The organism is Cupriavidus gilardii (genome assembly GCF_013314895.1).
Classification (GTDB): domain Bacteria; phylum Pseudomonadota; class Gammaproteobacteria; order Burkholderiales; family Burkholderiaceae; genus Cupriavidus; species Cupriavidus gilardii_C.
This window is the reverse complement of the sequence record NZ_JABTYE010000022.1, coordinates 39,293-58,437: the sequence shown is the minus strand read 5'-3', so window position 1 is coordinate 58,437 and position 19,145 is coordinate 39,293. Positions and strand designations below refer to the sequence as shown.

Sequence of the window (19,145 nt, the reverse complement as noted above, 5' to 3'; positions counted from 1 at the left end):
GCCGGCCCTTCATGTTGGTATGGAACGAACCGTGTCGAAGCGATCGTCAGGTAGTCGTCTGGCGATAGTCAGCGGCCGCCTTACTCGGGCAGTCGCACGCCTCCCTTGACCACGAAGACGGGCTGGGGACCGTACTCGGCGCAGGCGCCGGCCTGTCCGGCCACGCAGTCCGGACGGCCGGCGCGGCGTTCGGCTGCTTCGCCATCGCGCGCGCCCGTGTCGGCCGCCACGGTGTCGCCGCTGGCGCTGCCCGTGCCGCCGATAGCGGCACGACCGCCGGCGCCCGCTGCACCGCCCGCTCCCGGCGTGCCGCCTTGCCACTGGGCGTCCGCCTGCACCAGGTTCAGGCCCGTGACGGCAAAGCTGGCCCAGTCCTTGACGGCATAGTCGTCGTCGCGCCGGTGACCGGCCAGGCCTCCATGGGCTTCGCCCTGCCACACGCCATTGCTGACCACGGCGCCGATCGTTTCGATCGCGCTGTCGTAGGTCTGGCTGGGCCGCACGGTCAGCATCGCGTTGTTCGGATCGTTCTGCACCGCATAGCCAAGCTCGTTGAGCAGCGAGATATCGATCGGGTACGAGCCCGGCGCCACGCCGGACGTCCGATACGTCGGATCGCCCAGCATCGCCTTCAGATCGCCGTTGACCAGGCCGCTGACGTCGAAGCCCGCCATGCCGCCGCCGTCGAACACCGGCTTGCCGTCGTAGATCTTCTGCGTGGTGGTCTGGCCGTTGGTCGAGACCACGATCTTCGGCTGCTCCCGATAGACCGCGTAGGTCCCGGTCGCGCCCAACGGACGGCCGAAGTTGCTTTCCGTCTCGGAGCTGTTGTACCGGAACTTTCCGCTGCCGCTGCCGACCACATCGGCGACGCCCGCGCTGCCGGCCACGCTGCCGGTGTAAATCACCGCGCGCCCGCCTGCACCGGCCTCGATCGTCCGGCCTGCGGCGACGATCACGTCGCCGCCGGTGGCATCGCCGGCCGCACGAGCCGCGCCCGCGTTCAACACGATCGCATCGGACGCATTGCTGGTCGTCGCGACGTTTTGCGTCACCGCGATATCGCCGTTCGGCGTGGTCACACGAACCTTGCCGGTGTTGGCGATGCCAACGATCTGATCGATCTGCGCGCCATCGCGGACTGCGTACTCCGTCAGCGTGCCGATGGTCAGGTCACCCTGGCCGGCGAAGCTCAGATCGCGCGACCGGCTGGCGATCTCGCCGACGAGGTTGCTGCCATCGTCCAGATCGAAGTCGCCGCCCTTCAGCGCGAGGCCCGCCGCACGAATGCCGCCCTTCGACGCGTCCTGCGTGGTCTTGCCGCCCACGTCGAGGAACACGTTGCCGGTCGACGCCAGCTGCTCGCCGATCGACAGGTTGCCGTTGGTCGCGATGCTGACGTCGCCGGTGTTGTTGACGCCGGTGACCTCGCGTGCCACGTTGCCGTTGCCGTCGGTCTCGGTCAGCGTGCCGACCTTCAGATCACCACTGCCCGTGAACGACACCTTGCCGGCATTGCTGGCGATGTCGCCGACGATGTTGCCGGCGTTGTTCAGCACGTAGTCGCCGCCAGTCAGCGCCAGGCCATTGGCCTTGATCACGCCTTCTGCGTCCTGCGTGGTCTTGCCACCGACGTTCAGGAACACATTGCCGCTCGACCGGAGCTGCTCGTCGATCGTCAGATTGCCCGCGGTGTTGATGCTGACGTCGCCGCTGTTGTTGACGCCGGTGACCTTGCGGACCACGTTGCCGTTGCCATCGGTCTCGGTCAGCGTGCCAACCTTCAGGTCGCCACTGCCCGTGAACGACACCTTGCCGGCGTTGCTGGCGATGTCGCCGACGATGTTGCCACCGTTGTTCAGCGCGTAGTCGCCGCCAGTCAGCGCCAGGCCATTGGCCTTGATCACGCCTTCGGCGTCCTGCGTGGTCTTGCCACCGACGTTCAGGAACACGTTGCCGCTCGACGCGAGCTGCTGGTCGATGGTCAGGCTGCCGGCGGTGTTGATGCTGACATCGCCAGTGTTGTTGACGCCAATGACCTTGCGCACCACGTCGCCGTTGCCGTCTGTCTCGGTCAGCGTGCCGACCTTCAGGTCGCCGCTATTGGCAAAGCTCACCTTGCCAGCATTGCTGGCGATGTCGCCAACGATGTTGCCACCGTTGTTCAGCGCATAGTCACCGCCAGTCAGAGCCAGACCATTGGCCTTGATCACGCCTTCGCTGTCCTGCGTCGTCTTGCCACCGACGTTCAGGAACACGTTGCCGGTCGACGCAAGCTGCTCGTCGATGGTCAGGCTACCGGCGGTATTGATGCTGACGTCGCCGGTGTTGTTGACGCCGGTGACCGTGCGGACCACGTTGCCGTTGCCATCGGTCTCGGTCAGCGTACCCACCTTCAGGTCGCCACTGCCCGTGAACGACACCTTGCCGACGTTGCTGGCGATGTCGCCGACGATGTTGCCACCGTTGTTCAACGCGTAGTCGCCACCGCTCAGAGCCAGACCATTGGCCTTGATCACGCCTTCCGCGTCCTGGGTGGTCTTGCCACCGGCGTTCAGGAACACGTTGCCGATCGAGGTCAGTTGCTCGCCGATCGACAGGTTGCCGTTGGTGGCGATGCTGACGTCGCCGCTGTTGTTGACGCCGGTGATCTCGCGCACCACGTTGCCATAGCCGTCGGTCTCGGTCAGCGTACCGACCTTCAGGTCGCCGCTGTTGGCAAAGCTCACCTTGCCAGCGTTGCTGGCGATGTCGCCGACGATGTTGCCACCGTTGTTCAGCGCATAGTCGCCCCCAGTCAGCGCCAGGCCATTGGCCTTGATCACCCCTTCGACGTCCTGCGTGGTCTTGCCAGCCACGTCGAGGAACACGTTGCCGGTGGTGGCGAGTTGTTCGCCGATCGACAGGTTGCCGTTGGTCGCGATGCTGACGTCGCCGCTGTTGTTGACGCCGGTGACCGTACGGACCACGTTGCCGCTGCCATCGGTCTCAGTCAGCGTGCCGACCTTCAGATCGCCGCTGCCCGTGAACGACACCTTGCCGGCATTGCTGGCGATGTCGCCGACGATGTTGCCGCCCTTGTTCAGCGCGTAGTCGCCGCCAGTCAGTGCCAGACCATTGGCCTTGATCACGCCTTCTGCGTCTTGCGTGGTCTTGCCACCGACGTTCAGGAACACGTTGCCGCTTGACGCGAGCTGCTCGTCGATGGTCAGCCTGCCGTCGGTATTGATGCTGACGTCGCCGGTGTTGTTGACGCCAATGACCTTGCGGAGCACGTTGCCATTGCCGTCTGTCTCGGTCAGCGTGCCAACCTTCAGGTCGCCACTGCCCGTGAACGACACCTTGCCGGCATTGCTGGCGATGTCGCCAACGATGTTGCCACCGTTGTTCAGCGCGTAATCGCCACCGCTCAGCGCCAGGCCATTGGCCTTGATCACGCCTTCGGCGTCCTGCGTCGTCTTGCCACCGACATTCAAGAACACGTTGCCGGTCGAAGCCAGCTGCTCGCCGATCAACAGGTCACCGTCGGTCTTGATGCTGACATCGCCGCTGTTGTCGACGCCGATCACCGTGTAGGACGTGCCGTCCGCCTTCTTGCCGGCCAGCGTGCCGACCTCGCTGTTCCCGGTATTGTTGAAATTGACCTTGCCGGCATCGCTGGCGATCACGTCGATCCGGTTATTGGCCCGGTCCAGCGCGTAATCGATGCCGTCGCCGCCGAGGAGCGCGAGGCCATGCGCGTCCAGCTTGCCGTTGACGCCCTGCGTCACGGGGCCGGCCGCCTCCAGCGTGATGGTGTCGTTGGTACGGTCGCCGTCATGGTGGGTACCGGTATCGGTACCGCCTTCCCCCGTGCCCGCCGTCACCGTGATGCCCTGCTGGATGTCCAGCGCACCGCCGCTGCGCAGCGCGACGGCTTCCTCGGACGTGATGCCCGTCGTTCCATCGACCGTGCCCACCGTCAGGCCGGCGCTGCTGGTGAAATTCAGGCCGCTGACATCGGCTGCAATCACGCTGACCTCGTGAGCGCCGCGTCCGAGCGCAAACTCGCCGTCGCCGCGCAGCGCCAGCTCGTCGGCCCGGATGACGGCGCCGTCGGCCTGCGTGGCCCCCTGGCGAGCATCCACGGTCAGCACGAGGCCATTGCCGATGGTGTCGTCTTCGTCCTTGCCTTGCGGATCGACCAGGCTCAGGTTGCCCTGCAGGTCGAACTTGCCGCCCGCGGTCAGTGCGACGTCGTCCTTCAACGTCACGCCGGTATTGGCATCCACCGTGATGTTGCGGGTGTTGCCGTCGCCGATCGCGATCTTGCCGAAGCCGTCCTTGACGTTGTCCAGGTCCGCCTGCGAGAGCCGCAGCGGATCCCCATCGGCGACGATCTCCGTATCCGGTCCGCCCAGATGGATGTCGAGGCCCGGCGTCTTCTGCTTCAGTGCCAGCGTGCCGCCATGCTGGGTGCTGATGGTCGCGGCGATGTCGATTTCGTCGGCCGTCAGGCTGGTGTCCCGCTCGTTGACCATGCCGGTGTAGGTATCGCCGGTACGTGTCGCCACCGTGCCGACCGTCAAGGTCTGCCCCGGCGCCACGCCATACGAGACGGAGCCGGTGTCGCTGGCAATGGTGCCGATGCGGTTGTCCGCGCTGTCCAGGTCATGGGTCGCGCCATCACCGAGCAGCACCAGGCCGCCAGCGTCCAGCACGCCGTTTGCGTTCTGCGTTACGTTGCCGCCCTTCGACTCCAGCACGATCACCGGATTGTGGCCATCGTCCTTGCCGGTACCTGCCACGTCCTTGACCGTCAGGCCCGCGTTGATGGCGATGTTGCCGCTTCCCGCATTGATGATCAGATCGTCGTTGAAGCGGCTGTCCTCCACGATGGAGATATTGCCCTTCATGGTGCTGTCGCCGATGCGTACGGATTGGAAGCCATCGCCCAATGCGGCGATGTCTTCATTGGCCAGCTTCAACTTGCCGTCACTGGTGGAATCGCCACCGTCGGCGCGTGCGCCACCGACTTCGATGTGGGTCGTGGGGGTCAGCGTCTCGAAGGCGAGCTTGCCGCTGCCGACGACCGGACCGTTGAGGTCGATCTCGTCGGCCTTCACCGTCAGGTTGTTGTCGGTGGCGTTCAAGCCCTTGCCGAAGGTGATCGAAGACCCCTGGATGCCCTTCGGACCGCCCGACGCCGCGACGTTGTCGATCGTCAGGTTGGCGCCGATGACGTTGCCGCCAGTGAAATCGAAGGTGCCCGAGACGAACACGAACTTGTAGGTGCCGGCCTTGTCCGCGGTGACCGTCGCCGTACCCCACGGACTGCCGCCGGTCGCCGAGTCGCCGGTGCGGTTCAGGATGATCTGCGCCTCGCCGGTCTTGACGTTCAGCAGGTAACCGAAGACGTCATAGGCATCCTGGCCCGCCCCAGCCTGGGCGGTCCAGTCGAACGTCACCGAATCGCCCTTGGCGAGCGCGATCGTGCTGTCGCTGACGACGTACGGTCCTCGCACCACGCAATATCCGCTGCCGCTACCGCTGCCGCCGCAGTTGCCCGAGACGGTCAGCTTCAGCGCATCGCCCTGGCCGGTATTGCCGGCGACGACCTCGTGCGAATAGCTTCCCGTGGCACTGCCACGATTGTCGCCGTTGTTGCCGTTGCTGTTGTTCGCCGAGGGGTAGGTGGTATCCGTGGGCGAGGTCCAGCCGTCAACCTTGGTGGTGCCGGTGACGAAACGGCCATCGACGATCGTCCAGCCGTTGGTGCCATCCTCGAAATCCGGATTGACGAACTGCACGGTGCCCAGTTCGACCGGGCTTTCGTAGACCTGCTCGTTGTGCGTCCGGACGATGGCGCCGTTGATGTAGGTCTTGCCGCTGGTGGTGGTCGTGACGTACAGCGCGTCCAGCGGATTGGTGCCGCCGACCATGTCGGAGAACGTCACGGTGCCGTCGGCAGCCGTGATGCGCAGCTTGCCGGCCAGCGCCTTGTCCGGGGAAATCGAATCGACGTAGGCGCCAAACAACACGTCGCCGCCGTTCGAATGGATGCCGATGTCCTTGCCCTGGCCGAGGCGGACGTTGCCGTCCAGCACGACGTCGAGCTTGCCATTGCCGGCGCCGCGGGCGTCGATGCCTCCGTTGAGGAAGATGCCGGTATCGAGATTTTCGACGTCGACATTGTTGTCGACCTGCAGCTTCAGTCGCGCTCCCGAGGCGGCCACGGTCGCCTGAAAGTCTTCCTGCCAGTCGATCTTGTTGACCGCGTGGATGTCGACGTTGGTGCCGCCGCCCAGCGCCGTGTTGATGGCGCCGTGGCTGACGGTCGCATCGCCGATCGCCCCGCCGGTGGAGGCCACCGTCACCTCGTCCGGGTCCAGCAGCCACAAGCCGCCCTTGCCGTTGGCAGCCGAAGCATCGGCGGCCTGGCTCACGCCCAGCGACGCCCCGCTGGTCTCGATCCGCCCGCCGTCGCCGCCCTGCGCGCCGCCGCGCGCCTGCAGCGTGCCATCGACCTGCGTGACGCTGCCGGCGTTCCTGATGTCGGACCACGCCACGACGGTCCCGCCGTTTCCATTGACGGTCGCGGAGGCGTCGAGCACGGCGCCCTGGGCAATCCGGGTGTTCGTGGCCTGTGCGATGGCCGGGTCCTTGCCCTGCCAGCCGCCGCCGACATAGATTTCGCCGCCGCCGGTGGCGCCGGTGGCGGAGACGCGGGCACCGCTGGCGACGTCGATGTCGGTGCCCGTCACCACGACCTTGCCGCCCTTGGCCTGGCTCGACGACACGTCGACGGTCCCGGCCACGTTGACGCCGCCACCCGCGGCGCTCAGGGTCACGGTGCCGTCCTGGCCGACCTCGAGCGACTTCGCCTCGATCAGCCCGGTGGTGTTGATGACGGTGCCGGCCAGTTGCTCGGCCGCGCGGGCCGTCAGCAGGATGTTGCCCGCGTCAGCGCGAATCGCGCCGCCGTTCTCGATCAGTGCGTCCAGCGCGCCCTGCTCGACCTCGAGAGCGACCGGGCCGCCCAGGTCCAGCTTGACCTTGCTGCCCGCGGCGAGCAGCACGTCGCCCTTCGGGGCGGAAATATTGCCTTCGTTGATCACGCGCGCGGCGATCAGCGCGACCAGGCCGCCGTCCGCGGTGCGGATGCTGCCCTGGTTGACCACCGCGGCGTTGCTGTCGCCGCTGAACCGGTAGTTGCCGGAGAGGAAATCCTGCGTGCTGATCTTTAGCGTGGACGCCAGGATGCCGCCGACATCGACCTGCGCGCCCGGCGTGAACAGGATGCCGTTGGGATTGACCAGGAAAACCTTGCCGTTGGCCTGCAGCGCGCCCTGAATCACCGAGACGTCCTGCCCCAGCACGCGGTTCAGCGCGATCGCGTCGGCGCCCGGCTGCACGAAGCGGACCAGATTGTCCTTGCCGATGGAGAAACTCTGCCAATCGATCGCCAGCTTGTCGCTGCCCTGCTGCACGGTCATGGCGTTGCCGGCCTGGCCGATGCTGCCGATGCCGCCGACTATCTGCCCGCCGGTGGGCAGTGTCCCGGCCTGCGCCCCAGACAACGCCAGGGCGCCGGCGCCCAGTGCCACCACTCGGCGAGCCGCGCGGGTCTTGCCCTTGCCTTGTGCCTTGGTCAACTCCGACGCCGCCTGCCAGACGTTGAGCACGGCGTTCCACACCACTCGATAGCTGCGATTCACAGAAAGATCCCCGTATAAGAAGGCGCTGTGCACGGGCTCGCGATTGCCTGTCGGCGTTGCGATTGGCGCTTGTATTTCTGACCCGTGCCAGCGAGATGACGGCGTTCACGCCGCTTATGCAAACTTCGGGGACCGTTATATAGAGTGGCGAATGTTTGACTTTTTGGTACGAGGACAAAATGTTTTGTTGCCCGGACATTCCTTTACAATTGCTTACATTCTCTGGATCGGGCTGACGTTGTGAGGCACGGCAAGAGACGTTGACTCCATTTACCCCAAATCGCTGAACATGCATCGCACGGCCCCATCCGGTCCCCATGTCCTCATCGTCGACGACGAGCCGGACCATCACCGTCCTCTGCTCGCCCTGTTCGGCCAGGCCGGAATGCGTATCAGCCTGGCGTTCGACGGAATGCAGGCATACCAGCGGGCACTCGTGGCCGAACCGGACGTGATCCTGATGGATGTCCGGATGCCGACGCTCGACGGGTTCGGCGCTTGCCGCCTGATGAAGAGCAATCCCGCGATCGCCGCCATCCCGATCCTGTTTCTCGGCAGCGGCGGCAATCTGAAGGAGCGGCTGCACGCACTGCGCAACGGCGGTGCCGACTACATCGCCAAGCCGTATGCCCCGGAGGAAGTCCTTGCTCGCATACGGATCCATCTGCGCGCGGGACACGGGACGACGGAGGATGCCGATACGGCCCCGCTGAGCGCGGCCGCTGTGCTGGCGCGGGCGGCGCAGCGGTATCTGGTTGCCAACCTGGCGAAGGCACACAGCCTCGCCGGCATCGCAGGCGAGATCGGCACGCACGAGAAAACGCTATCGCGGGCGTTTCGCGCGCACGCCGGCATGTCGGTATTCGAGTTCGTGCGCCAGGAACGTTTGCGCGTGGCACGCAGGCTGCTCACGGACACTGCGTTGACCGTGACCGCCATTGCCGAGGAGGTCGGCTTCTCCAGCGCGGCGAACTTTGGGACGGCCTTCCGCCAGCAAACCGGCATGACCCCGACGGCGTTTCGCGCGGCGCTGCGCGAAGGTGGCGTGGCGGCAACGGCCGCGCGGACGCAGGCCGATCGGAGCACGACCGCTATTGCCCCCAACCGGCAGGAAGACGACGAACCGCAGTTCGCCTGAGGCCGGCGGGGTCGGACCGGGACCTTGCGTCCCGCATGCGCTAGCCTTTGTCGCCCTCCTTGCGGCGGCGATGCCATGCCTGGTCGAGTTCGCGCAGATGGCGCAGCTTGTCGGAGATCTTGCCCTCCAGGCCGCGCGGCGTCGGCTGATACCAGCCCTGCGCCTTCAGGTCGTCGGGGAAATAGTGTTCGCCGGCGGCATAGGCCTCGGGCTCGTCGTGCGCATAGCGGTAGGCATGGCCGTAGCCCAGCTCCTTCATCAGCTTGGTCGGCGCGTTGCGCAGATGGACCGGCACCGCGCGCGACTTGTCCTTGGCGACGAAGGCGCGCGCGGCGTTATAGGCGTTGTAGCCGGCGTTGGACTTGGGCGCGACGGCCAGATAGATCAGCGCCTGCGCCAGCGCCAGTTCGCCCTCGGGAGAGCCCAGCCGTTCGTAGGTCTCGGCTGCATCCAGCGTCATGCGCGCGGCGCGGGGATCGGCCAGGCCGATGTCCTCCCACGCCATCCGCACGATCCGGCGTGCCAGATAGCGCGGGTCGGCACCGCCGTCGAGCATGCGGCAGAACCAGTACAGCGCCGCGTCGGGGTCGGAGCCGCGCACCGACTTGTGCAGCGCGCTGATCTGGTCGTAGAACGCATCGCCGCCCTTGTCGAAGCGGCGCAGGTTCTCCGACAGCGCGCTGCCGAGCAGCGCCTTGTCGATCGTCTGCGCGCCGGCGGTGCGCGCGGCCCGCGCGACGATCTCGATATTGTTCAGCAGCTTGCGCCCATCGCCGTCGGCTGACGCCACGATCAGCTGCAGCGCCTCGTCGTCCCAGGCTACGCCGCCCAGCGCGTCGCTGGCGCGCAGCGCGAGCTGGCGCAGTTCGGCGTCGTCCAGGCTCTTGAGGACATAGACCGCGGCACGCGAGAGCAAGGCGCCGTTGACCTCGAACGACGGGTTCTCGGTGGTCGCGCCGATGAAGGTGAACAGCCCGCTTTCCACATGCGGCAGAAAGGCGTCCTGCTGGCTCTTGTTGAAGCGGTGGACCTCGTCGACGAACACCAGCGTGCGGCGCCCGTGCGCGCGATATTGCTCGGCGCGCTCGACCGCCTCGCGGATGTCCTTGACGCCGGACAGCACGGCGGACAGCGCGATGAACTCGGCATCGAAGGCATCGGCCATCAGCCGCGCCAGCGTAGTCTTGCCGACCCCGGGCGGGCCCCACAGGATCATCGAATGCGGTTCGCCGGATTCGAACGCCACGCGCAGCGGCTTGCCGGGGCCGAGCAGATGCTGCTGGCCAATGACCTCGTCGATATTGCGCGGGCGCAGGCGCTCGGCCAGCGGTTGTCGGGAAGCGTCGGAGGGTTCGGAAAACAGCGTGTCCGGCACGGTGGTCAAGCCTTGGGTTTCGGTGCGAGCGGCGCGCGTGGATGTCGATACAGCCTTCTGCGAAGGCGGCGCGGCCGGCCAAAGCGCCAGTGTAGTGCATCCTTGCGCGGCGACGCCTGCAGGCCGCGCGACTCGCGTTAGCGCGGAAACGCGACCAGGTCGTCGACCTCGACGCGGATGCCGATCCAGTCGCCGACGCCGTGGTCGTGGTGCGACGGCGCCAGCGACAGCACCTTGCCGCCGCTCGCCAGGCGCAGCGTGTACAGGATCTCGGCGCCGCGGAAGGCCTTGTGCAGGATCTGCGCGCGCAGGGCGCTGGCATCGTCGTGCAGGATGTCGTCGGGGCGGATCAGCACATCCACTTCATCGACGCCCGGCGCCAGTCCCAGTCCATCGCGGCTGTGCAGCGTGCCGAGCTCGCAATCGACCTGGCCCGGTGCCGTCACGCGCGCCGGCATCAACACGCCCTGCCCGATGAAATCGCCGACGAAGCGCGTGGCGGGCTGGTGATAGAGCTGATGCGCCGTGCCCCACTGCTCGATCGCACCGGCGTGCATCACGCCGATCTCGTCGGCCATCGCGAAGGCTTCGAGCTGATCGTGCGTGACGAGGATCGCGGTCGCGCCCTGCGCCTTCAGGATCGCGCGCACCTCCAGGCTCAGGCGCTCGCGCAGGTCGACGTCGAGATTGGAGAACGGCTCGTCGAGCAGCAGCAGCTCGGGCCGCGGCGCCAGCGCCCGGGCGAGCGCCACGCGCTGCTGCTGGCCGCCGGACAACTCGTGCGGGAAGCGCGCGCCGGCACCGGCAAGGCCCACCAGCTCCAGCACTTCGGCGACGCGCTCCCGGCGGGACTGCCGGCTTTCCCGATGCAGGCCGAAGGCGATGTTGTCGGCCACGCTCAGATGCGGAAACAGCGCGTAGTCCTGAAACACCATGCCGACGCGCCGGCGTTCGGGCGGCACCGCCATGCCCGGTGCCGAGACCAGTTGTCCGTCCAGCACGATCCGCCCGCCCCGCAGCGGCTCGAAACCGGCGATGGCCCGCAGCACGGTGGTCTTGCCGCAGCCGCTGGGGCCCAGCAGGCAGCCGATGCTGCCGCGCGCCAGCGAGAACGACAGGTCGTCGATGACGATCTGGCTGTCGAAGCCGTGGCGGATGTGCTCGACCTCCAGCACGAGGTCGGCCGGTTGGCCAATCGAGGCAGGGACGGCGTCGGACCGGGGCGAGGCAACCGGGGTGGTAGCGGCCGTGGCCAGGCCGGTATCGAGATCGAAGGCGGACATGCGAATCATTATAAGTATCAGCAACGCCGGAGCGGCGATTGATAGAATGCCCCAGCCGCGCCGTCCGCGGCACCTCCCTGGCCGAACGTCGCGCATGTCCCTGCTCCAGCCCGTCCGATTGCCCGATAACGACCACGCTCGCGCGGCACCGCGTGGACGGTGGCCGATGGCAATCCATCCCTTGTCGCTGGCGGCGGGGCTGGTCGCCCTGCTGATCGCCGTGCCGATCCTGGTGGTGGCATCCAGCCTGCTGAGCCCGAGCACCGAGACCTGGCACCACCTGGTCGACACCGTGCTCGGCGAGTACATCGCGAACACGCTGTGGCTGCTGGCCGGCGTCGCCGTCGGCGTGCTGCTGCTCGGCGTGCCGACCGCGTGGCTGGTCTGCACCTACCGCTTCCCCGGCCGGGGCCTGATGGAGTGGGCGCTGGTGCTGCCGCTGGCGATGCCCGCCTATGTGATCGCCTACGCCTATACCGACGCACTGCAGTTCGCCGGGCCGGTGCAGACCGCGCTGCGCGCGCTGACCGGTTGGGGCGCCCGCGATTACTGGTTTCCGGACGTGCGCACGCTTGGCGGCGCGATCGTGCTGTTCTCGCTGGTGCTTTATCCCTACGTCTACCTGACCGCGCGCGCCGCCTTCCTGCAGCAGACGCTGAACACGCTGGAGGCGGCCCGCCTGCTCGGCCATGGACCGTGGCGCAGCGTGCTGCGCGTCGTGCTGCCGCTGGCGCGTCCCGGCATCGCGGCCGGCACCGCACTGGCGCTGATGGAAACGCTGGCGGACTTCGGCACCGTCGCCTATTTCGCCATCCCCACCTTCTCGACCGGGATCTACCGCGCCTGGTTCTCGCTCGGCGACAAGAGCGCCGCCGCGCAGCTGTCGGCCTGCATGCTGGCCTTCGTGATCGCGATCCTGGTGGCCGAGCGGATCTCGCGCGGCCGGGCGCGCGTGCATGGCGGCCAGCGGCGCGTGTCCACCTATCGGCTGACCGGCTGGCGCGGCTGGACTGCGCTGGCGGTCTGCGCGACGCCGGTGCTGCTGGGCTTCCTGGTCCCGGCGCTGATGCTGCTCGAGATGGCCTTTACCGACGGCGATGCGCAGTTCGGCCCGCGCTTCGTCGGCCTGGTGCGCAACAGCTTCGTGCTGGCCAGCGTCACCGCACTGGCCGCGGTGCTGATCGCGCTGGCGATCGGCTATGCCGGCCGGCTCGGCCGCGGCTGGCCGATGCGGGCGCTGCTCCGGCTCTGCGGCATGGGCTATGCGCTGCCGGGCTCGGTGATCGCGGTCGGCGTGCTGGTGCCGGTGGCGCGGCTCGACAATGCGATCGCGGGATGGGTCCAGCAACTGACCGGCGTCTCGCCAGGGCTGCTGCTGACGGGAGGCATTGCCGCACTGGTCTACGCCTATCTGGTGCGCTTTCTCGGCGTCGCGCTGCAAACCGTCAATGCCGGGCTGGCGAAGATCACGCCCAGCATGGACACGGCCGCCCGCAGCCTCGGCCACGGCCCCGCCGCGACGCTGCGCCGCGTGCATCTGCCGATGCTGCGCGGCAGCCTGCTGACGGCGGCGCTGATCGTCTTCGTCGACGTGATGAAGGAATTGCCGGCGACCTTCGTGATGCGCCCCTTCAATTTCGACACGCTGGCCGTGCAGGCCTACAACCTCGCCGCCGACGAGCGGCTGGCCGAGGCAGCCACCGCCTCGCTGGTGATCGTGCTGGTCGGGCTGATTCCGGTGATCGTGCTGTCGCGGCAGATCCGCCGCAGCGCGCAGGACTGAGCGAGCGCGCGCAGGCGGTTGGCAGCGTACCTGCTTGGGGTGCAGGCGCGCTGACCCGCCCTCCATGTCGAACTAAAGCCCGCCCGATTTCCGCCGATATCCCGTGAATGCCAAGCTGGGCCGCGCAAGCCGGCCCGGTTTCCTCGAACACGATGGGCGGGAGTCGTATGCAAATTCGTTACCGGATGCTGGTCTTCAAGATGTCGCGGCTGGCCAGCCAGAACAAGCTGACGGCAGTGCAGGAGATCGGCTTCGCCACCGAGCTCGCCGAGCTGGTGGTCAAGGAAGGCATTGCCGAGCGGGTGGTGCAGGAACTGTTCGACGATCAGCATCCGCAGCTGCGCCGCATCGCCATCAATGCGATCCGCCGCACCGGCCGTTTCGACGTGCCGGGATTGCAGTCGGCGCTGTTGCGCCGGCTGACCGATCCCGAGCCGTGGCTACGCCACGATGCGGTCTGGGTGATGCAGGAAGCGGCGATGGACGGCGGCCTGGTGCGCGCCGGGCTGCGCCGGCTGGCGGGCAGTGTGCAACTGCCGCAGGACGCGGTGCGCGCCAAGTCCAATCCGGGAGATGCGCTGCTGCAGGCGCAGGTGCGCGCGCGCCAGGCGCTCGATGCCTTGCTGAAGAAGGATGCGCAGGCTGCGCTGGCGGCCCTGCGGGCGACGCTGGCGACCTTCGCCGCGCTGAATCAGGAGCCGTACGGCAGCGGTACGGTGGGTCAGATGAATCTGGCGCGGCGGGAACTGCAGCGCCGGATGGCCAGGCGCGCCTTGTCGAGCAGCACGAAGCTGACCTTTCGCCGCGTCGAGGGCCCGGACGGCAAGGCGGCGTTCGCGGAGACTGCGAGCACCGCCAGCGCCGCCACCGGGGCCGGCCCGATGGGCGTGGACACCGCCGGCGGCGATCCGTCGTAAGGACCGGTGCCGGCTGCGCCCTTCAGCCGGCGATCACTTGAAGCCGGCCTTGTCGGCCAGCTTCTGCGCGACCGGCTGATATTTGCCGAGCTCGGCCACGTTGATCCTGTCGGCCTTGAAGCTGCCCAGCGCTTCCAGCGCCGGGTTGGCGACCTTGACGCTCGGCACCACCGGCCATTCGTTGTTGCCGTTGGCGAAGTAGGCCTGCGCCTCGTCGCTGGCAAGGTACTCCAGGAACTTGACCGCCGATTCCTTGTTCGGCGCGTGCTTGAGCATGCCGCCGCCCGAAATGTTCATGTGCACGCCCTGGCTGTCCTGGTTCGGCCAGACCACGCCGAGCTTGTCGGCCACCGCCTTGTCCTCCGGCTTGGTCGACTTCAGCAGCCGTGCGATGTAGTAGGTGTTGGAGATGGCGAGGTCGCATTCTCCGGCAGCGACGGCCTTGAGCTGGTCGGTGTCGCCGCCCTTCGGCGTGCGCGCCAGGTTGGCGACGACGCCCTGCGCCCAGCGCTCGGTCTTCGCTTCGCCGTCATGCGCGATCAGGCTGGAGATCAGCGACAGGTTGTAGACGTGGCCGCTGGAACGGGTGCACAGCTTGCCCTTCCACTTCGGGTCGGCCAGGTCCTCATAGGTCTTGATGTCGCCCGGCTTGACGGTGTCCTTGTTGTAGGCGATCACGCGGGCGCGCGCCGAGAAGCCGAACCATTCGCCGTTGGGATCGCGAAAGTTGGCGGGGATGCGCGATTCGAGCACCTTCGACTTGACCGGCGCGAACACGCCGGCCTGCTGGGCGCGCCACAGCCGGCCGATATCGACGGTGATGAAGACATCGGCGGGGCTGTTGGCGCCCTCGCTCTTGATCCGCTCGAGCAGCGGGTCTTCCTGGCCCTCGATGCGGTTGATCTTGATGCCGGTCTGTTTGGTGAAGTTGCTGTACAGCGCCTCGTCGGTCTGATAATGCCGGGCCGTATAGAGGTTCAGCACCTTTTCCTGGGAGCCCTGGGCCATCGCGGCCAGGGGAATCGACGCGGCACTGGCCGCCATGGCGAGAACTGCCGCACCGGGCAGCAGACGACGAAACACGTACATGGACTCCTCCGGGCTTTGCGGTTGCGCCGCTGGCCAGATGCCAGCGGGCGAGCGCAAACAATAATGATTCCCGTTTTCGGCGTCAATGTCGGTTTCCCCGCGTGGAACCGTCGCCACAGGGCGGTGGAGTCGCCTGCCGATGTCGCGGCGAAGTTGCCGCGAAGTTGCTGCGAAATTGCAGCGAAGACCGGCGGCGTCCTCAGCCGCTGGCGCGCGACACCAGCTCGCCCATCGCATCGGCGGGCAGCGGGCCGTGGCAACCGCGTTCGCCGCCGCGCTTCTGCGTCACCAGCCAGACCCGGCCGGGCTGGCCGGTCGGCCGCAGCAGCCAGGCGTCGCCGCGCGCGGCGCCGGGCAGCTCCTCCAGCACGCCGCTGCGCTCGGACTGCAGCATGGTCGCGCAGTCGCGGGCCGAGGCTGCAGTGGCGGCAAGGAAATCCGGGTGGGTCAGCACCTCCGCCAGCGTGGTGTCGGGGGCGCGCAGAAAGGCATCGATGTCGAACTGCCGGTTCGCCGCCGCCGTCTTGACGCCAGTGCAGGCGCCCGTGGCCAGCAGCGCAGTCAGCGCGGTGGCCAGCGCCGCGCCTCGCACAGTGGCGGGCCTCATTGGCGGATCACGTCAGCGCCCTTGGGGACGCTGAAGCGAAAGGTGTCGGCGGGCAGCGACGGGTTCTTTTGCATCGCCGAAAAGGTCAGCAGCGTGGTATTGCCGAAGGCGTCGCGCAGCTCCATCGCTTCCAGATTGCCGCCCTTGAAGCCGATGCCGATCCGTTCGAACTGGGTGTCCTTGGCCTTGGGCGTCATCTCCAGCCATTCGATGCCGTCGCGGGTCGGGCCGTCCTTGATGACGAAGCTCTTCTCCAGATCGTTGCTGCCGAACAGGATCGCCGCCGGGCTCGAGCCCAGCGCGGCATCGAGCTTGCGCTCGGTGACCTGGTTCAGATCCTTGTCGTAGATGTAGAGCGTCTGGCCGTCGGCCTGCAGCAACTGCTCATAGGGCTTGGTATAGCGCCAGGCGAACTTGCCGGGACGCGAAAACACGAAGGTGCCGCTGGAGGTGCCGGTGACGCGCATCGCTTCGCCCGCGCCCTTGACCTGACGTTGGGTGAACTCGCCGCGCGCGCTCTTGACGGTGGTGACGAAGGTCTTCAGCTGATCGGTGGCGGCCGCTTGCGCGGTGGCCGGGGCCAGCGCGGCCCATGCCAGGGTGGCGGCGGCGCCGACGGCGGCAAGGGTGGACGCCATTACGCGATGAGGCATGCAATCGATCCTTGTGTTGGGTAACTGTTCGATTAGAGCCGAGGACCGGTGCGGGATTCCGCCCGCATGCGTCAGCAAGCGTGACACGCGTAACGGCATATTACCGGCCGGCCGGCGCGCGCTGCCGCACGCACCATTCCAGAGACGCCATTGCTCAGGCGCTATTCTTCCCGCGCGCCACCGGCCGGCGCCAGGATGTCGCGGTTGCCGTTGCCCGACATCGCCGACACCAGCCCCGCCTTCTCCATATCCTCGAGCAGGCGCGCGGCGCGGTTGTAGCCGATGCGCAGATGGCGCTGCACCAGCGAGATCGACGCGCGGCGATTCTTCAGCACCACCTCGACCGCCTGATCGTACAGCGGGTCGGCCTCGCCGCCACCGCCGATGCCGGCACCGCCGCCGAGCCCATCGACACCGATCTCGCCGTCGACCAGACCGCCCTCGAGAATCCCCTCGATATAGTTCGGCTCGCCGGCTTCCTTCAGCCGGTCGACCACGCGGTGGACTTCGTCGTCCGAGACGAAGGCGCCGTGCACGCGCACCGGCAGGCCGGTGCCGGGGGCGAGATACAGCATGTCGCCCATGCCGAGCAGCGCCTCGGCGCCCTGCTGGTCCAGGATCGTGCGCGAGTCGATCTTGCTGCTGACCTGGAACGAGATCCGCGTCGGCACGTTGGCCTTGATCAGGCCGGTGATCACATCGACCGAGGGCCGCTGCGTCGCCAGGATCAGGTGAATGCCGGCCGCACGCGCCTTCTGCGCGATCCGCGCGATCAGCTCCTCGACCTTCTTGCCGACCACCATCATCAGGTCGGCGAGCTCGTCGATGACGATCACGATCATCGGCAGCTTGTCGAGCGGCTCCGGCGCATCGGGCGTCAGGCTGAACGGATTGGGAATCTTTTCCTCGCGCGCCGCGGCCTCGTCGATCTTCTTGTTGTAGCCGGCCAGATTGCGCACGCCCATCTTGCTCATCAGCTTGTAGCGGCGTTCCATTTCGCCGACCGCCCAGTTCAGCGCATTGCCGGCCTGGCGCATGTCGGTGACGACCGGGCACAGCAGATGGGGGATGCCCTCGTAGATGCTCATTTCCAGCATCTTCGGATCGATCAGGATCAGCCGCACGCTGTCGGCCTTGGCCTTGTACAGCAGCGACAGGATCATCGCATTGATGCCGACCGACTTGCCCGAGCCCGTGGTACCGGCAACCAGGCAGTGCGGCATGCGCGCCAGATCGGCGACCACCGGCTTGCCCGCGATGTCCTTGCCGAGGGCCAGCGTCAGCTGCGAGGCACTCTCGTTGTAGACCTGCGAGCCGAGGATCTCGCCCAGGCGCACCGCCTGACGCTTCGGATTCGGCAGCTCCAGGCCCATGTAGTTCTTGCCCGGGATGGTCTCGACCACGCGAATCGACACCAGCGACAGCGAGCGCGCCAGGTCCTTCGCCAGATTGACGATCTGGCTGCCCTTGACGCCGGTGGCCGGCTCGATTTCGTAGCGGGTGATCACCGGGCCCGGATAGGCAGCCACGACCTTGACCTCGACGCCGAAATCCTTGAGCTTCTTCTCAATCAGGCGCGAGGTGAATTCCAGCGTCTCGGCGCTGACGGTCTCCTGCGAGGCCGGCACCGGATCGAGCAGCGACAGTGGCGGCAGATCGGCATCCTGCAGATCCGCGAACAGCGGCTGCTGCTTCTCGCGCTCGACCCGCTCGTGCTTGGGCACCGCCTGGGGCCGCACGATCTGCACCGGCGCCGCCTCCTCGATGCGCACGCGCTGGACCTCGACGGTCTCGGTGCGCTCGACCTTGGCGGCCTCGCCGATGATGCGGTCCTGCTTGCTCTCGCGGCGCGCCTTGAAGCCGAGGAAGGCGGTCTCGACGAAGCCGCCGACCTTCTCGCAGACCGACAGCCACGAGAAATGGAAGAACAGCGACAGGCCGATCGCCAGCATCAGCAGCAGCAACAGCGTGGCGCCGGTGAAGCCCAACGCGGTCTGCAGCCAGCCGCCGAGCAGATCGCCCAGCACGCCGCCGGGCGCGCGCGGCAGCGCCTCGCGCAGCGGATACATGCGGACCGCTTCGAGCCCCATGCTCGCGGCCAGCGTCAGGCCGAAGCCGATCCAGCTGATCACCACGCCTTGGCGCGCCTCTGCGGCCTGATCGGGGAATTCGGCGGTCAGCACGCGCCAGCCGCGCCAGCAGCGGCGCACCAGCAGCACGCCCAGCCAGTAGGCGGAAAAGCCGAAGACGAAGAACAGCACGTCGGCGATCCACGCGCCGACACGGCCGCCCAGGTTGTGGATCTGCGCCACCTGGTTCGCGTGCGACCAGCCGGGGTCGGCCTTGCTGTAGCTCGCCAGGATGCACAGGAATGCCAGCGTCGCGGCCAGCAGCAGGAACCAGCGCACTTCTCCCAACAGCTTGCCGATGCGGGAAGGCAGGACGGAAGGATCGGTGCGGGTGGTCGTGGTGGTTCTGGCCATGCGTCGTTGAAGATCGCGGCGCGCCGCGGCGCCGGGAGGAATTGCGGTGGCCGCATTTTACCCCCGCCGCAGGCTATCGCCGCCATTGGAATTTGCAACAATGCGCCAACGCCGGTCCAC

10 protein-coding genes are annotated in these 19,145 nt (G+C 67.3%); 3 read left to right on the top strand and 7 right to left on the bottom strand.

Annotated features, from left to right (window positions below):
* Positions 1–80: 80 nt before the first annotated feature.
* Positions 81–7,697, bottom strand: coding sequence for a two-partner secretion domain-containing protein (locus tag HTY53_RS24640; RefSeq protein ID WP_217435685.1), 7,617 nt, complete (start codon positions 7,695–7,697; stop codon positions 81–83).
* Positions 7,698–7,986: 289 nt separating this feature from the next.
* Here HTY53_RS24640 and HTY53_RS19695 point away from each other — a divergent pair, with 289 nt between their 5' ends.
* On the top strand, positions 7,987–8,835 hold the full coding sequence (locus HTY53_RS19695; protein WP_174108183.1) for a response regulator transcription factor: 849 nt from the start codon (positions 7,987–7,989) through the stop codon (positions 8,833–8,835).
* A gap of 40 nt (positions 8,836–8,875) precedes the next feature.
* Here HTY53_RS19695 and HTY53_RS19690 read toward each other — a convergent pair whose 3' ends face one another.
* Together HTY53_RS19690 and HTY53_RS19685 are read right to left on the bottom strand one after the other, a co-directional pair.
* Positions 8,876–10,210: a replication-associated recombination protein A gene (locus HTY53_RS19690; RefSeq protein ID WP_174108212.1), complete on the bottom strand. Its 1,335-nt coding sequence runs from the start codon at positions 10,208–10,210 to the stop codon at positions 8,876–8,878.
* A gap of 137 nt (positions 10,211–10,347) precedes the next feature.
* Positions 10,348–11,493 (bottom strand): ABC transporter ATP-binding protein, encoded by a 1,146-nt coding sequence (locus HTY53_RS19685; RefSeq protein WP_174108182.1) that lies wholly within the window; start codon positions 11,491–11,493, stop codon positions 10,348–10,350.
* A gap of 166 nt (positions 11,494–11,659) precedes the next feature.
* Here HTY53_RS19685 and HTY53_RS19680 point away from each other — a divergent pair, with 166 nt between their 5' ends.
* Both HTY53_RS19680 and HTY53_RS19675 read left to right on the top strand, forming a co-directional pair.
* The gene (locus HTY53_RS19680; RefSeq protein ID WP_174108181.1) at positions 11,660–13,276 is read left to right on the top strand and encodes an ABC transporter permease; all 1,617 of its coding nucleotides are present in this window, start codon (positions 11,660–11,662) and stop codon (positions 13,274–13,276) included.
* A 167-nt stretch (positions 13,277–13,443) separates the two neighbouring features.
* Positions 13,444–14,193, top strand: a complete 750-nt coding sequence (locus HTY53_RS19675) for a hypothetical protein (protein ID WP_254600031.1) — start codon at positions 13,444–13,446, stop codon at positions 14,191–14,193.
* Positions 14,194–14,226: 33 nt separating this feature from the next.
* On the opposite strand, the gene HTY53_RS19670 is transcribed toward HTY53_RS19675, so the two are convergent.
* The 4 genes from HTY53_RS19670 to HTY53_RS19655 all read right to left on the bottom strand — a co-directional run bounded on the left by HTY53_RS19670 (position 14,227) and on the right by HTY53_RS19655 (position 19,025).
* Entirely contained in the window at positions 14,227–15,282 is a 1,056-nt protein-coding gene (locus HTY53_RS19670; protein ID WP_174108180.1) for a Fe(3+) ABC transporter substrate-binding protein, read from the bottom strand.
* A 199-nt stretch (positions 15,283–15,481) separates the two neighbouring features.
* Complete coding sequence (locus HTY53_RS19665) at positions 15,482–15,889, bottom strand: hypothetical protein (RefSeq protein WP_174108179.1); 408 nt, start codon at positions 15,887–15,889, stop codon at positions 15,482–15,484.
* Positions 15,886–16,527 (bottom strand): outer membrane lipoprotein chaperone LolA, encoded by a 642-nt coding sequence (lolA, locus tag HTY53_RS19660; protein WP_438820975.1) that lies wholly within the window; start codon positions 16,525–16,527, stop codon positions 15,886–15,888. The genes HTY53_RS19665 and lolA overlap by 4 nt, the downstream gene beginning before the upstream one ends.
* A 176-nt stretch (positions 16,528–16,703) precedes the next feature.
* Positions 16,704–19,025 carry a DNA translocase FtsK gene (locus HTY53_RS19655; protein WP_174108177.1) on the bottom strand — a complete coding sequence of 774 codons (2,322 nt, stop codon included), beginning with the start codon at positions 19,023–19,025 and terminating at the stop codon, positions 16,704–16,706.
* Positions 19,026–19,145: the final 120 nt, after the last annotated feature.

What these genes read in the sequence shown, in the direction of transcription:
- HTY53_RS19670 (WP_174108180.1), bottom strand. Translation starts at nt 15,282, where the DNA reads ATGTACGTGTTTCGTCGTCTGCTGCCCGGTGCGGCAGTTCTCGCCATG.
- lolA (WP_438820975.1), bottom strand. Translation starts at nt 16,527, where the DNA reads ATGGCGTCCACCCTTGCCGCCGTCGGCGCCGCCGCCACCCTGGCATGG.
- HTY53_RS19685 (WP_174108182.1), bottom strand. Translation starts at nt 11,493, where the DNA reads ATGTCCGCCTTCGATCTCGATACCGGCCTGGCCACGGCCGCTACCACC.
- HTY53_RS19665 (WP_174108179.1), bottom strand. Translation starts at nt 15,889, where the DNA reads ATGAGGCCCGCCACTGTGCGAGGCGCGGCGCTGGCCACCGCGCTGACT.
- HTY53_RS19655 (WP_174108177.1), bottom strand. Translation starts at nt 19,025, where the DNA reads ATGGCCAGAACCACCACGACCACCCGCACCGATCCTTCCGTCCTGCCT.
- HTY53_RS19695 (WP_174108183.1), top strand. Translation starts at nt 7,987, where the DNA reads ATGCATCGCACGGCCCCATCCGGTCCCCATGTCCTCATCGTCGACGAC.
- HTY53_RS19675 (WP_254600031.1), top strand. Translation starts at nt 13,444, where the DNA reads ATGCAAATTCGTTACCGGATGCTGGTCTTCAAGATGTCGCGGCTGGCC.
- HTY53_RS19680 (WP_174108181.1), top strand. Translation starts at nt 11,660, where the DNA reads ATGGCAATCCATCCCTTGTCGCTGGCGGCGGGGCTGGTCGCCCTGCTG.